This is a genomic window from Kribbella swartbergensis, assembly GCF_054784135.1.
Map to the genome: position 1 here is coordinate 494,219 of NZ_BAAGPM010000014.1, position 13,947 is coordinate 508,165.

A 13,947-nucleotide genomic window follows, 5' to 3' on the forward strand; every position below is an offset into this window, starting at 1 on the left:
GCACATTACCCGGGGAGCGCGAGCACGCACCCCGCGACGACGAGCGGTGTGAGGATCAGCCCGCGCCAGAGGAACGACCACCAGGAGATGTCCACCCGGGCGGCGTCACAGCGGGCTCGCCACAGAAGGGTGGCCAGGGAACCCCAGAGCGTGAGGAGGCAGCCGCAATTGACCCCGATCAGCAGGGCCATCATCCGGTGCGGGTCGTCGGCCGCCACCGGCTCCATCGCGAGGTAGGCGGGCAGGTTGTCGGCCAGGTTCGCCCCGACGGCCGCGGTCGCGCTCAACCGCAGCTCGGACGTGCTGCCCGCGATCCGGCTCAGGATCGTCTGCAGGCCGTGGTCGGACAGGAAACCGACGACGAGGAACAGGCCGGTCACCGTGAGGACGAGCTTCACGGGGATCAGCGACCAGCTGAGCACGGCCGGCCGTCGTACCGCGAACAACGCCACCAGCACGATCGCCCCGGCGCCGGCCGGCCAGGCGACGTCGATCCCGGACACGAAGGCCGGTCCGAGCAGCAGGCACACCGTGGCCGATCCCCAGAACAGGACCTTGTCGTCCACGTGCGGAGCCGGCGGTACGAAGTACGTCCGGCGCAGATCGCGATGGAACAACACGGCCAGCACAGCGACCGTGATCAGGATCGCCACGATCGCCGGCCGCCAGCTCACCGCGACGAAATCGGCGTCGAGCCGGCGGAACTGGTGCAGGGCGAGCAGGTTGGTGAGGTTCGACACCGGGAGCAACAGCGAGGCCGTCCCGGCCAGCCAGACCGTGGTGAAGGCGAACAGCTTCGGCGGGATGCCGAGCTGACGGGCCATTGCGAGCACCACCGGCGTCAGCAGGACCGCGCAGGTGTCCAGGGACAGGACGATCGTCAACCCGGTGGCGAGCGCGACGACGAGCAGCCAGAGCCGCCAGACCCGGCCGCGCGCCAGGTGGGCGGCCTCCCGCGCCGCGACGTCGAAAACTTTCGCCTTGTCGGCCAACTCCGCGATGGCGGTGACAGCGATCAGGAACACCAGCACCGGCGCGATCCGCTCGGCCAAATTCACGACCTCCCGTCAGGGTGTTTGAGTACGCTGGCCGAGTGACTCCGCCGGACCAGTATGACTCCCCGCCTCCAGCCGGATACCCGGCCGAGTTCGAGGCGGACGTCGTACTGCGCGACGGCGCCACCGCGCACCTGCGGCCGATCACTCCGGACGACGCCGACCTGCTGGTCGCGTTCTACGCACGGGTGTCCGAACAGTCGAAGTACTACCGCTTCTTCGCCCCGTATCCCCAGCTGTCCGACCGGGATGTGGCGCGGTTCACGCAGGTCGACTACCACGACCGGCTGGCACTGATCGTCACCGTCGGCAACGAGATGATCGGCGTCGGCCGGTACGAGCGGACCGGGCGGCGGACCGCCGAGGTCGCGTTCCTGATCGAGGACGCGCACCAGGGCCGCGGCCTCGGGCAGCTGCTGCTCGAGCACCTCGCCCAGGCGGCCCGGGAGAACGGCATCGCCCGGTTCGTCGCCGAGGTGCTGCCGGACAACCGCAAGATGATCACCGTCTTCACCGAGGCCGGCTACAAGGTCGCGCGGGAGTTCGAGGACGGCGTGATCATGGTCGAGTTCGACATCGCGCCGACCGACACGTCGTTCGGCGTGATGCAGGCCCGTGAGCAGCGGTCCGAGGCCCTGTCGATCGCGCGGCTGCTGACACCGTCGAGTGTCGCGGTGATCGGAGCCAGCCGGCGGGAGGGCTCGATCGGCAACGCGCTGCTGCGCAACCTGCGCGACGGCGGCTTCACCGGCCGCCTGTACGCCGTGAACACCGACTCCGACGCGGACGAGATCGAGGGCGTCCCGGCGTACCCGGCGATCCGCGACGTCGACGGCACGATCGACCTGGCCGTCGTCGCGGTGCGGGCCGAGATGGTCGCCGACGTGGTCCTCGACTGCGCGGCGAAGGGGGTGCGCGGGCTGGTCGTGGTGTCGAGCGGGTTCGCGGAGATCGGCGACGAGGGCCGGAAACGGCAGCGGTACCTGGCCGGCCTGGCCCGGTCGTACGGGATGCGGGTGATCGGGCCGAACGCGCTCGGGTTGATCAACACCGCGCCCGGGGTGTCGCTGAACGCGACGCTCTCGCCGCTGATGCCGAGCCGGGGCCGGGTGGCGTTCTTCTGCCAGTCCGGCGCGCTCGGCGTGCCGATCCTGGCCGACATGGTCCGGCGTGGCCTGGGCCTGTCGAGTTTCGTCTCGGCGGGCAACCGGGCCGATGTCTCCGGCAACGACCTGATGCAGTACTGGTACTCCGACGACGCGACCGAGGTGGTGCTGCTGTACCTGGAGTCGCTGGGCAATCCGCGCAAGTTCAGCCGGGTGTCGCGCCGGCTGGCCCGCCGCAAGCCGGTGGTGGCGCTGAAATCGGGCCGGGCCACCCAGGGGGTGCCGCTGGGCCAGATGGTCCGGCGCAGCCAGTTGCCGCCAGCAACGATCGACTCGATGTTCCGGCAGAGCGGGCTGATCGGCGTCGACACCACCGGTGAGTTGTTCGACGTGGCCCAGTTGCTCGCGCACCAGCCGCTGCCGAAGGGGCGCCGGGTCGCGATCGTCAGCAACTCGGACGCCTTGACGCTGCTCGCCCTCGACACGATGGCCGGCTGCGGGCTCGAGGTGGCGGGGGCTCCGCGCAACCTGAGCGCGGACGCGACGGCGGAGGATTTCGGTGCCGCGCTGGCGGAGGTATTCGCCGACGACCGGGTGCACTCGATCGTGGTGATCTACACCCCGCCCGTGCAGGCGAACGGCGCCGAGGTCGCGCAGGTGCTGGCCGCGGCCGCCGCGGGGTCGGACAAGCCGGTCGTGTCCACGTTCCTCGCCTCGCGCAGCGTGCCCGAGGAGCTGCGGGTGCCGGACGCCGACGGCGGTGCGGCCCGCGGCTCGATCCCGTCGTTCCTGAACCCTCAGTACGCCGTGGGTGCGCTGGCCAAGGCGACGCAGTACGCGGAATGGCGGCGCCGGTCGGACAGCCGGATCCCGGACCTGCCCGACGTGGACACCCGGGCGGCCGAGGACTTCGTCGCGGAGTACCTGCAGCGGCACCCGAACGGCGCCGACCTGAACGACGAGGACCGGCAGCTGCTGCTCAGCTTCTACGGCATCTCCGTGCTCCCCGCCTTCCCGGTCCAGAGTGCCGACGAGGCGGTGCAGCGGGCCGCGGACCTCGGCTTCGAGGTGATCCTGAAGGCGACCGCCGAGCAGTGGCGGATGCGGCCGGACCTGGCCGACATCTGGCGGCACATCCACGACGAGGACGACATGCGCGAGGCCTGGGCCGAGATGACCCGGACCTTCGGGGTCGCGTCCGACCCGAGTCGCGCCCAGTTCGTCGTCCAGAAGATGGCGCCGCCGGGTGTGCCGGTGGTGATCTCGGCACTGGAGGACGTGTCCTTCGGGCCGGTCGTGAGTTTCGGCCTGTCCGGTGTCGCGACCGACCTGCTCGGCGACCGCTCCTACCGGATGCCGCCGCTGACCACGCGGGACGCGGCCGAGATGGTCCGCGAGGTCCGGGCGGCGCCGATGCTCTACGGCTACCGCGGCACCGACCCGGTCGACATCTCCGCGATCGAGGACCTGCTGCATCGCGTCTCCCGGCTGACCCTGGACCTGGAGGAGGTCGTCAAACTCGACCTCCGCTCGGTCCTGGTCGCAGCCAAGGGCGCCACGGTGCTCGACACGTCGATCCGCATCGCCCCGAACGAGAAGCCCCGTCAGGACACCCCGGCCCGCCGGCTCACCTGACGTAGATGCCGGCTGTCCGGCTCAACAGGCCGGTGTCGACGAGTCGCCGGCGCAGCGTGGCGTGGTCCGGGTGCCAACGGTTGAGGATCTCGTTGACCTCGGCCTCGGGGTAGCTGCGGCCGGGCTCGAAGCTCTCGACGATGTACTCCAGCACGACCCGGAACTTCGCCGGCACGGTCGGGAGGACCGTCAGCCGCCCGTCCCGGATGAACGACTTCAGTACGGCGTCCCGATCCGGGTCCGGGTCCAGTGGTTCGCGCTCCGGCTGTCCTTGCCGTACGGCGTCCTTGAACGCGTCCACGTCGGCTCGCAGCCCATCCGGTGAGTCAGTGATCAGACCGCCTTTGGCCAGCCGCTGCAGGGCTTTGTGTACGACGGGCGCGGGCAGTCCGGTGCTTCCGGCAACCTGCTCGGGAGTGGTGGCGCCGAGGACGACGGCGGAGTACGTCCGCAGCCTCGACGGTTCGGCCAGCAACCCACAGAGCAGAGCAGCGTTCATGGCTTCCACGGTATTGTTCGCCGCAACCGGATTTCGGCGGAATGCTAGGCGGAATGCTAAACAGGGCGCATGACGATGACGCCGGGTCCGCACAACGCGATCACCGATGTTCCTGGGGTTCTGGTCGGCCAGGTCGAGCGGGTGGAGGCGCCGTACCTGACCGGGACGACGGTCGTCCACGTCCCTGGTACGGCGGTGGCCGGAGTGGACGTGCGTGGCGGCGCACCGGGGACCCGGGAGACGGATCTGCTCGAGCCGGTGAACTCGAATCCCGGCGCGAACGCGGTCGTGCTGACCGGTGGCAGTGCGTACGGCCTGGACACCGCGGGCAGTGTGATGCGGTGGCTGGAGGAACGCGGCGAAGGGGTACGGGTCGGCCCGGGGGAGCGCGACGTCGTACCGATCGTGCCGGCGGCGGTGATCTTCGACCTGGGCCGGGGCGGTGACTTCCAGGCTCGTCCCGAGCCGTCCTGGGGTGCCGACGCGATCGCAGCCGCCACCGACGGTCCCGTTGCCCTTGGCAACCACGGGGCGGGTGCCGGCGCCCGGGCGCGCTCACTCAAGGGCGGCGTCGGCTCGGCCAGCGTCCGGCTCGACGACGGTACGACGGTCGGCGCGCTGGTGATCGTGAACGCGGCCGGCTCGGCGGTGGACGCCGAGGGGCGGCTGTACGGCGCCCGGTTCGGCCTCGGCGACGAGTTCACCCACCTGCGGACACCGACCGAGCAGCCGGCCCTGGTTACGCCCGGCCGGAACCTGATCCCCGGCCCGAGTTCCGGGATGAACACGGTCATCGCGGTGGTCGCGACCGACGTACCGCTGGACAAGGCGGCGACCAAGCGGATGGCGATGGTCGCGCACGACGGACTCGCCCGGGCCATCGACCCGATCCACACGCTGGTCGACGGTGACAGCGTCTTCGCGCTGTCGACCCGGACCCCGGACGACGACCGGCCCCGGCTGAGCGTCACCGACCCGGCCGTACTCGCCCAACTCGAGACCGTCTACACCGCCGGCGCCCGGACGCTGTCGCGAGCCGTCGTCCACGCGATGCTGAGCGCGGAGACCGTCGAGACACCGGCCGGCCAGATCCTGAGCTACCGGGACGCCTACCCGTCAGCCTTCCGGACCGGCTGACGTACGACTGCAGTACTACGAACCCGCGACGAAGGGCGCCGGAAGACGAGGGCAGTACCGGCCTGTGGTCCGACGATCCCGGCGCCGGTGCGCGAAAGGCTCTGCAGCATGAGCTTTCAGAGTCCCCAACAGGTTGTCCTGAGCGGTCATGGGCTGGTCAAGTACTACGGCGACGTGGTCGGTCTGGCCGGTGTCGACGTCGCCGTACGGTCGGGCGAGGCACTCGCCGTGATGGGCCCGAGCGGCAACGGCAAGACCACTCTCCTGCACGTCCTGGCCGGCATCCTCACGCCGGACCAAGGCGAGGTGTGGTTGGCCGGTGAGCGGGTCGATCAGCTGAACGATGCCGCCAGGACGGTACTGCGCCGGCGCCGGCTCGGGTTCGTCTTCCAGGACAACCAGTTGCTCGCCGAGTTGCCCGCCGACGAGAACGTTGCCCTGCCGTTGATGGTCGACGGCGTCAGCCGGCGCGACGCGATCGGCCGCGCCCGCATGATGCTCGCGCAGGTCGGCCTGTCCGCGGAAGCCGGTCGCCGGCCGGGGGAGTTGTCCGGCGGTCAGGCGCAGCGCGTCGCCATCGCGCGCGCCCTGGTCGGCGAACCGCAGGCTGTCTTCGCCGACGAGCCGACCGGCGCTCTCGACGCGGCGACCGGTGCCCAGGTCATCGATCTGCTGGTCGGCGCCGCCACGCACCGCGGTGCGGCGGTGGTCGTCGTCACCCACGACAACGCGGTCGCGGCGCGCTGCCATCGGGTGGTGCGGATCGTCGACGGTCGCGTGAGCGAGTCCCTGGGAGCCGAGCGATGAACCCGATGACCGAACTCGGGCTGCGGTTCGTCCGCCGCCCCGGCCCGGGCGGCCGCGCGGCAAACCTGGCCGCTCTGGGCGCCACGGCGGTGGTCTCCCTGCTCGTCACCTTCCTGATCGCCGGATCGCTCGGCCTGGTCCATCGGTCGGACCGGATCGGCTGGCGCAGCGGCGACAAGGCGGACCCGGCGACCGCGATCGGAGCCATCAACCAGGACGACGACCTGAAGGTCGACGGCCTCCCGATGCTCCGCCTCGACCTTGCGACCCTCCGAACCAACGAGCTCCCGCCGCCGCCCGGTCTCGACCGCGCACCGAAGCCGGGAGAGGTCTTCGTCTCACCAGAGCTCGCCAAGCACTGGTCCAGTCTCAGCAAGGAGTACGGCGTCGCGCAGCCGACCGGCGTGATCAGTGACAAGGGTCTGTCGTCACCGGAAGAGCTGGTGCTCATCCGCGGTGTCGCAGCCAGCGCCGTCGGGGAACACCCGCAGTACGTCGACAGTTGGCGCGAGGACGTGATGGACAGCCGGATGGTCGGCCTGCTGATCGCAGTTGCCTTCGGCATCGCTCTGGTGCTGTTCCCACTGCTCAGCCTGGTCGGGCAAGCGGCAGGAGTGGCTGCCAAGCGTCGTGAGCATCGCCTGGCCGCACTGCGGCTCGCGGGCGCCACCAGGATCCAGGTGCTGTGGTTGAGTGCGGTGGAACAGGCCGTGCTCGGTCTGGCCGGCGCAGTCGTCGGTCTGGTCGGCTACACGGTTCTGACACCACTGATCGCCCGTATCCCGCTCGGTGGCGGTCGCTGGTTCGTGTCCGACATCACGGTGAGCTGGTGGAACGTGCTCGTCGTCTTGGCCGCCGTACCCGTGCTTTCGGTGATCAGCGCGCTCATCGGGCTCGGGCGCGTCAGCATCACCCCGCTGGGCGTCGTCCGTGGTCAGACCCGCAAGGCGACCAGCGCTCTGCGGCTCGGGCTCCTGCTGGTCGGACCAGTGGTGCTCGCGTACTACGGCATGCAGGCAGCCCTTCTGCCTTTGCTGATCGGGATCGGCCTGGCCGCGTTCGCCGTACGCGTGATCGGCCCGTGGGCGGTGCAGGTGATCGGCAAGATGCTGGCGAACCTCGCCAACGGTCCGGTGGCGTTGCTGGCCGGGCGACGGCTCGCCGACGACCCCAAAGGTGCGTTCCGGCCGGTGGCTGCGCTGGTGCTGAGCGGCTTCGTCACCGGTTTCCTCTCGGTGTTCATGCCGCCTGGTGACGACGATCCGACGTACCAGGACCTGCGCATCGGGGTGGCGCTGCTGCTGGCGCTGGTGTTCCTGACGGTGGCCGCCTCGACTGCGGCCGGAGCGGTCGGCACGGCGCTGGACCAGGCAGGCCCGGCCCGGGCGCTGCGGCGATCCGGTGTGCCGCTGTCGGTGATCGAACGGTCGGCTCGGCTGGCCGCCGTCGTACCGGTGATCGGCGTCGGGCTGCCGGTGGTCGGGTTCGGCGCGCTCTGCGGACTGGCGCTGAGCGGCGGAAAGGTCGTCACCCAAGGGAATTCGGGCCTTCTGCTGCTGATCGGGCAGGTCGTGGCCGGCCTGGTGCTGGTCGCCGTCGCGGGTGCCGCCGGTGCACCGGTGCTGCGGAAGGCAAGTGCGAACTGATCGCGGTTGTCCACAAGGGGAAATCTGGCGTGGACCGGGTCGTGCGAGGATGAGGGCATGCGTGACCTGAATGTGCCGGAAGTCGCGGACGTCTCTTCCGCGCTCCGCGAGGCGATCGATCGGTGCGGCTACTACCCGGACGTCGTGTCGGACTCGCTGGCGGTGGCGATCGCGGACGAGCCGATCACCGCGTTCGTCCTGCAGCACGAGCCGACCTTCGACCGGGACGAAGTGCGGCGGCACATCACCATCCTGGCGCTGACCCCCACCCGGCTGATCGTCGGGCACACCGACGAGCACGCGGCCGACGAACTGATCCGGGCGCCGTACGCGTCGACCTCGACCGAGGCGATCCCGCTGCACCGGGTGAACGCGGTGGTGGTCAACCGCGTGGTCCCCAACCCGGCCGGCTACGCCTCGGGTAAGTCCGACCCGGCGGCCGGCGGCGGTGGTGAGGTGGTGCTCACGATCGGCTGGGGGATGGTGAACCGGATCGACCTCGAGCCGGCCGTCTGCGCCGACCCGAACTGCGAGGCCGACCACGGCTACACCGGATCCGTTGCCGCCGACGACATCTCGTTGCGGATCAGCGCGGCGGCCGACGGACCGGCGGGGATCCAGCAGGTGCTCGACTTCGCGCAGGCGCTGTCGGCCGCCACCAGCCGGTAGTGCGGATGACCACGCCGGTCGACCCGCAGTACGGCGGTGGGGCGCTCGCCGACGTATTGCCGTCGGTAGCCGGTGCCCTGTCGGTGCCCCACGAGCAGAACGTCCTCGGACTTCCATCCGCGCCGCGGTACGCCGTACTGCTCTTCGACGGTCTGGGGTGGAACCTGCTCCAGCGGAACGCGGACGTCGCTCCGTATCTGGCGTCCCTGCTGCCGACCGGTCGGAGCCTGACGGCCGGAGTGCCGTCGACGACCGCGGTGAGCCTGACCAGTCTGGGGACGGGCCTGCCACCGGGCGCGCACGGCATCGTCGGCTACACGTCGATCGTCCCGGAGTCCGGTGCGCTGCTGAACGCGTTGCAGTGGGACGCGTCCGTCGACCCGCGGCGGTGGCAGCCGTACGGCACCGTCTTCGATCGGGTCGCCGCCGCCGGTGTCGCGACCAGGAACGTGAGCAAGGCCCGTTTCGACACGTCCGGGCTCACCGCCGCGGCGTTCCGGGGGAGTGCGCATCGTGGCGCGGACACCGTCGAGGACCGGCTGGACGCGACCCGGTTCGCGATCCGGGAGGGCACGTCGTCATTGGTCTACGTGTACGACTCTCAGCTCGACTACACCGGTCACAACGAGGGGTCCGACTCCTGGCAGTGGCGCAAGGAACTGGCTGTGGCCGACAGCTTCGCCCAGCGGGTCCGGGCCGCCTTGCCGCGGGACGCCGTACTGCTGATCGTCGCCGACCACGGGATGATCGACGTGGAGCCCGAGGACCGGATCGACCTGGACGAGGAGCCCGCGCTGACCGACGGCGTCCGGCTGGTCGGGGGCGAGTCGCGCTTCCGCCACCTGTACTGCGTCAACGGCGCGGCGGCCGACGTGCTGGCGACGTACCGGGAACGGCTGGGCGACCGGGCGCTGGTCCTCAGCCGGGAGGAAGCGGTCGGGCGCGGGTGGTTCGGCGGCGTCGAGGACCGCGTCGCGCCGCGGCTCGGTGACGTGCTGGTCGCCACCTTGGGCCCGGTCGCGCTCGTGGCAGGTCGCCGCTTCCCGAAGGAGGCCGAGTTGATCGGTCTGCACGGATCGGTGACTGACGACGAGATGGCGATCCCGCTCCTCGTTGATCCGGGGACCTAGAAGCTCCAGACGTTCCAGAAGAAGCTCGTCTGGGAGACCTTCGCCTCGCCGTCGCGTGCCGTGACGGTCACCTTGTAGCGTCCCGAGCCCGGTGTGAGCACGCCGGTGATCCAGCCGCTTTGCGGGTCGATCGTCAGCCCCGGCGGCAGGCCGGTCGCCGAGTAGCTGATCTCGCCAGTCCCGCCCGAGCCCTTCATCAGCAGCGGAACCGCCGGTACGCCGCCGAACCCGAGCTGATCGGACGGCTTCGTGATCGAGATCGCTCCGTTCGGCTGAGCGCCCGCCGCACCGACCGCCTCGGCCGCGTCGACCATGCCCTCGCCGTAGTACGAGTTGTTCGCCTGATTGCCGATGCACTCGCCGGGCGCGCCGGGCGGGCAGGCCAGGTCGTTCGCCTGCTCGGCCAGCTTCGCCCGCACCTGCGCCGGGGTCGCCTTCGGGTTCAGGCTGCGCAGCAGTGCGGCGACCCCCGCGACGTGGGGGGACGCCATCGACGTACCGCTCATCGCCTCGTAGCCGCCACCCGGCACGGTCGAGTAGACGCCCTCACCCGGAGCGGCGACGTTGATCTTGTTCTCGCCGAAGTTGGAGAACCGCGACTTCACCCCGGCGGCGTCCACCGACCCGACCACGACCATGCTCGGCAGCTCGGTCGGCAGGCTGATGCAGTCGTTCGTCACCGTGCGCAGCGCCGGGGTCGAGTCGTTCGGACTGGTGTCGTCGTCGGTCTTGGCGGCCAGGTTGTAGTCCTCGTTGCCGGCCGCGGCGACGTTCACGACACCCTTGGACTCCGAGTACGCGACGGAACGCCTGACCGCTTCCGCGATCGCGTCCTGGTCGGGGTCGGACGGGCACAGGAACAGCCACGGGTCGACGTAGTAGCTGTTGTTGGTGACCGAGACGCCCTTGTCGGCGGCGAACATGAACGCGCAGACCGTGTTCTCCGGGAAGAACAACTGGCTGTCGGCCTCGGCGACCCGGATCGACGACACCTTCACGCCCGGCGCGACGCCGATCATGCCGGTGCCGTTGCGGGCCGCCGCGACGGTCCCGGCGACATGCGTGCCGTGCTCACCGACCGGGCGCCAGGCACCGGGCCGGGTGTCGACCTTGCCGTAGGCGCAGGACGCCGACTTGGTGGCGTCGAAGTTCGCCTTGAGATCCGGGTGCTGGTCGTCCACACCCGTGTCGAGCACCCCGACCGTGACGGTCTTGGACCCCGGGTTCTTGTCCCAGGCACGGTCTGCGCCGATCTGGGCCATGTCGGGCCGTTCGGTCTCCGGCGTACTGCTCGGCACCTCCGGCACCTGCTCCGGAACGGCCGGCGCGCCGACGTCGGCGGGCAGGTCCGAGGTCCGGGTGGCCCCGGCCTTCTCGACGCCGTCGACACCGCGCATCTTGGCGACGAAGTCGGCCGCGCTCGAGTGCGCCACGATCACGCCGATCGCGTCGTACGTCGCGTAGACGGTGCCGCCGTTGGAGGTGATCGCTCCGGTGACCTTCCCGGTCTCCTCAGGCTCGGTGATGACGAAGTAGGCGCGCAGTCCGGCCTCGGCCCGGACCGGTACGGCGGCGGCCGCCGGAAGGGTGGCGGACGCGGTCATCAGGCAGATCGCGAGGAGCAGGACCAGAGCTTTGCGCACGATCCATTCAAACCGGAGGGAGGCCCAGAACCCAAGCCGACCCCCGCGAACGGTACCGACCTGGTACGACGCGCCACCCCGGGGTGCGGCGGCGTCGGTCGACTTGGCAGGATGAACGCCCGTGGCTGAGCTGCTCTACTTCACCGGCACCATGGACTGCGGTAAGTCCACTCTCGCTCTGCAGATGGACCACAACCACAAGGCCAGGGGCCGGCGCGGCCGGATCTTCACCAGCCACGACCGGGCCGGCGAGGCCGTGCTGTCGTCCCGGCTCGGGCTGGCGGCGCAGGCGATCGAGGTGCGCCCGGAGTTCGACTTCTGGGAGTACGTCGTCAGCGAGCTGACCCACGGCGGCCGGATCGACTACGTGGTGTGCGACGAGGCGCAGTTCTACAGCCCGCCGCAGATCGAGCAACTGGCCCGGCTGGTCGACGAGCTGCAGATCGACGTGTTCTGCTTCGGCATCCTGACCGACTTCCGCGCCACCTTGTTCCCGGGTTCGGCCCGGCTGGTCGAGCTCGCCGACCGGATGGAGGTGCTCCAGGTCGAGGCGTTGTGCTGGTGCGGTGAAAGGGCCACGCACAACGCCCGTACGATCGGTGGGGAGATGGTGACCGAAGGCGAGCAGTTGGTGGTGGGAGACATCGTCACGCAGGACCACCAGGTCGGGTACGAGGTGCTGTGCCGCCGGCACCACCGGCGCCGGCTCACCCAGGCCCGCGCCCGCGCCACCCTGTCACCCGAGGTCCTGCCGTTCGGAGGAGCCGCGTCATGAGTCCATTGATCACCGTCGACGAGCTGCGGGCTCTGCTCGGAACCGCGGCCGAGCCGGTGCTGGTCGACGTCACCTGGAACCTGACCGGTCCGCCCGGCCGGGAGGCGTACGACGCGGGCCACCTCCCGGGGGCGTACTTCGTCGACCTGGACACCGAGCTCGCCGGTCCGCCCGGGCCGGGCCGCCATCCGTTGCCGGCGGCAACGACCGTGACCGCGGCCCTGCGCCGCGCCGGGGTCGGCCCGAGTACGCCGGTGGTGGTCTACGACGCGGCCAACTCGATGGCCGCGGCCCGCGCGTGGTGGGTCTTCCGATACTTCGGCCTGCGCGACGTCCGCGTGCTCGACGGCGGCCTCGCGGCCTGGCGGGCGGCCGGGGGAGAGGTGACCACGGAGGTGCCGGCCGACGGGCACGGGTCGTTCATCGCGACGGCCGGTCATCTCCCCATGCTGGACGCGGGCGGCGCGGCCGAGGTGGCTGCGGCCGGTGTATTGCTCGACGCCCGGGCGCCTGAGCGGTTCGCCGGCGAGGTCGAGCCGATGGACCCGGTCGCCGGCCACATCCCCGGTGCGGTCAACGCTCCCACGACCGAGAACGTCGACGCATCCGGCCGATTCCTCCCACCGGATGAACTCCGCGAGCGGTTCGGGAAGCTCGGCGTGGACGACTCGACCCAGATCGGCGTCTACTGCGGCTCCGGCGTCACCGCCGCCCACGAAGCCCTCGCCCTGGAACTCACCGGCATCACCCCGGCCGTCTACGTCGGCTCATGGTCGGAATGGATCACCGACCCCAGCCGTCCGGTGGCCACAGGTACGGACTGAATCACCAATCGATGGGGCCGAGACGGTCCTCGAACGTGCCGGTCGGGCCGTCGGGGCCGAGCGTCGCCATCCGGATGAAGACGTCGGTGCCTTCGGTGACGGTCAGCTGACCCTTGTGGTTGTTCATGTCGGTGGCCGCGAACGTGTGATTCACGGTCTCACCGGGCGTCACGGCGTTGAACTTGATGCCCGGGAGCGCCTGCGCGTACCTGACGGTGATCATGTTCAGCGCCGCCTTCGACGAGCTGTAGGCGAGCTCGTGCATCTTGGAGACCGGCTGCTCGGGGTCGAGGACCACGCTGAAGGCGCCGCCGCCGCTGGTCACCATCACCACGCGCGGGTTCTCCGCCGCCTGCAGCAACGGCAGGAACGCGTGGGTGACCCGCACCGGTCCGTAGACGTTGGCGTCGTACACCGCATGCAGCTCGTCGGCGGTCGCCTCGCTCGGATGGAGGACGTGCCCGGGCGCGCCGGCGTTGTTGATCAGTACGTCGAGCCGATCGGTGTGCCCGCGGACGAGTTCCGCGGCGCCCGCCACCGACTCGTCCGACGTGACGTCCAGCGGGACCAGTACGACGTCCACACCCTCGGCGGCCAGCTTCTCGGCGGCCGTCCGGCCCCTGGCTTCGTCGCGTGAGCCGAGGAACACCTTCCAGCCCAGCTCGCCGAGCCGGCGCGCCGCCTCGTAGCCGAGTCCCTTGTTGGCTCCGGTGATCAGCACAGTGGTCTGGTCAGAGTTCGTCATCATGTCCTCCTGTGGAAACGACAGTTCGTGCACCAGACGCCGCGGCGCACTCGCCCGTGACATCCCCTTCGTGTGAGGTGGATCGCGCTCTTGACCTCCCCGCAGGCATACGGGACCGTGACAGAAATCGCGCGAAGCCAGGCCGTGCTGACGAACAAGGTGGCCGACCTGACCGGGCCGGGACTCACGGACCGGTTCCGGTCGCCGGCGACCGACCTGGGGATCCCGGCACGCACACCGGACGGGCGGATGTTGTTCATGTTCGGCGACACCTTC

Annotated in this window: 12 protein-coding genes; 8 read left to right on the plus strand and 4 right to left on the minus strand. The window is 70.4% G+C overall.

The features are described 5' to 3' along the window. Window positions 1-5 precede the first annotated feature (5 nt). Entirely contained in the window at window positions 6-1,052 is a 1,047-nt protein-coding gene (locus ACYVOK_RS09280) for an ArsB/NhaD family transporter (RefSeq protein ID WP_460661871.1), read from the minus strand. Between the two features lie 41 nt (window positions 1,053-1,093). On the opposite strand from ACYVOK_RS09280, the gene ACYVOK_RS09285 reads away from it, so the two are divergent. Beyond that, window positions 1,094-3,796 (plus strand): bifunctional acetate--CoA ligase family protein/GNAT family N-acetyltransferase, encoded by a 2,703-nt coding sequence (locus ACYVOK_RS09285; protein WP_460661872.1) that lies wholly within the window; start codon window positions 1,094-1,096, stop codon window positions 3,794-3,796. Here ACYVOK_RS09285 and ACYVOK_RS09290 read toward each other — a convergent pair. Beyond that, on the minus strand, window positions 3,789-4,295 hold the full coding sequence (locus ACYVOK_RS09290; protein WP_460661873.1) for a DUF2087 domain-containing protein: 507 nt from the start codon (window positions 4,293-4,295) through the stop codon (window positions 3,789-3,791). The two genes, ACYVOK_RS09285 and ACYVOK_RS09290, sit on opposite strands and share 8 nt — an antisense overlap. 69 nt (window positions 4,296-4,364) lie before the next feature. On the opposite strand from ACYVOK_RS09290, the gene ACYVOK_RS09295 reads away from it, so the two are divergent. The 5 genes from ACYVOK_RS09295 to ACYVOK_RS09315 all read left to right on the plus strand — a co-directional run bounded on the left by ACYVOK_RS09295 (window position 4,365) and on the right by ACYVOK_RS09315 (window position 9,684). Continuing rightward, window positions 4,365-5,432: a P1 family peptidase gene (locus ACYVOK_RS09295; RefSeq protein WP_460661874.1), complete on the plus strand. Its 1,068-nt coding sequence runs from the start codon at window positions 4,365-4,367 to the stop codon at window positions 5,430-5,432. A 108-nt stretch (window positions 5,433-5,540) separates the two neighbouring features. Next, window positions 5,541-6,239, plus strand: a complete 699-nt coding sequence (locus ACYVOK_RS09300) for an ABC transporter ATP-binding protein (protein ID WP_460661875.1) — start codon at window positions 5,541-5,543, stop codon at window positions 6,237-6,239. Beyond that, a complete protein-coding gene (locus ACYVOK_RS09305) occupies window positions 6,236-7,885 on the plus strand; it encodes an FtsX-like permease family protein (protein WP_460661876.1) in 1,650 nt (549 codons plus the stop codon). The genes ACYVOK_RS09300 and ACYVOK_RS09305 overlap by 4 nt, the downstream gene beginning before the upstream one ends. A 57-nt stretch (window positions 7,886-7,942) precedes the next feature. Further along, window positions 7,943-8,554, plus strand: coding sequence for a DUF5998 family protein (locus tag ACYVOK_RS09310; RefSeq protein WP_460661877.1), 612 nt, complete (start codon window positions 7,943-7,945; stop codon window positions 8,552-8,554). A gap of 5 nt (window positions 8,555-8,559) precedes the next feature. Further along, window positions 8,560-9,684: an alkaline phosphatase family protein gene (locus ACYVOK_RS09315; protein ID WP_460661878.1), complete on the plus strand. Its 1,125-nt coding sequence runs from the start codon at window positions 8,560-8,562 to the stop codon at window positions 9,682-9,684. Here the strand turns inward: ACYVOK_RS09315 and ACYVOK_RS09320 are convergent. After that, window positions 9,681-11,327, minus strand: coding sequence for a S8 family peptidase (locus tag ACYVOK_RS09320; protein WP_460661879.1), 1,647 nt, complete (start codon window positions 11,325-11,327; stop codon window positions 9,681-9,683). The genes ACYVOK_RS09315 and ACYVOK_RS09320 overlap by 4 nt on opposite strands. Before the next feature lie 121 nt (window positions 11,328-11,448). On the opposite strand from ACYVOK_RS09320, the gene ACYVOK_RS09325 reads away from it, so the two are divergent. Both ACYVOK_RS09325 and ACYVOK_RS09330 read left to right on the plus strand, forming a co-directional pair. Then, window positions 11,449-12,102 carry a thymidine kinase gene (locus ACYVOK_RS09325; RefSeq protein ID WP_460661880.1) on the plus strand — a complete coding sequence of 218 codons (654 nt, stop codon included), beginning with the start codon at window positions 11,449-11,451 and terminating at the stop codon, window positions 12,100-12,102. Continuing rightward, the gene (locus ACYVOK_RS09330) at window positions 12,099-12,926 is read left to right on the plus strand and encodes a sulfurtransferase (RefSeq protein ID WP_460661881.1); all 828 of its coding nucleotides are present in this window, start codon (window positions 12,099-12,101) and stop codon (window positions 12,924-12,926) included. Before ACYVOK_RS09325 ends, ACYVOK_RS09330 begins: the two co-directional genes overlap by 4 nt. Window position 12,927: 1 nt before the next feature. On the opposite strand, the gene ACYVOK_RS09335 is transcribed toward ACYVOK_RS09330, so the two are convergent. Then, the gene (locus ACYVOK_RS09335; protein ID WP_460661882.1) at window positions 12,928-13,671 is read right to left on the minus strand and encodes an SDR family NAD(P)-dependent oxidoreductase; all 744 of its coding nucleotides are present in this window, start codon (window positions 13,669-13,671) and stop codon (window positions 12,928-12,930) included. Window positions 13,672-13,947: the final 276 nt, after the last annotated feature.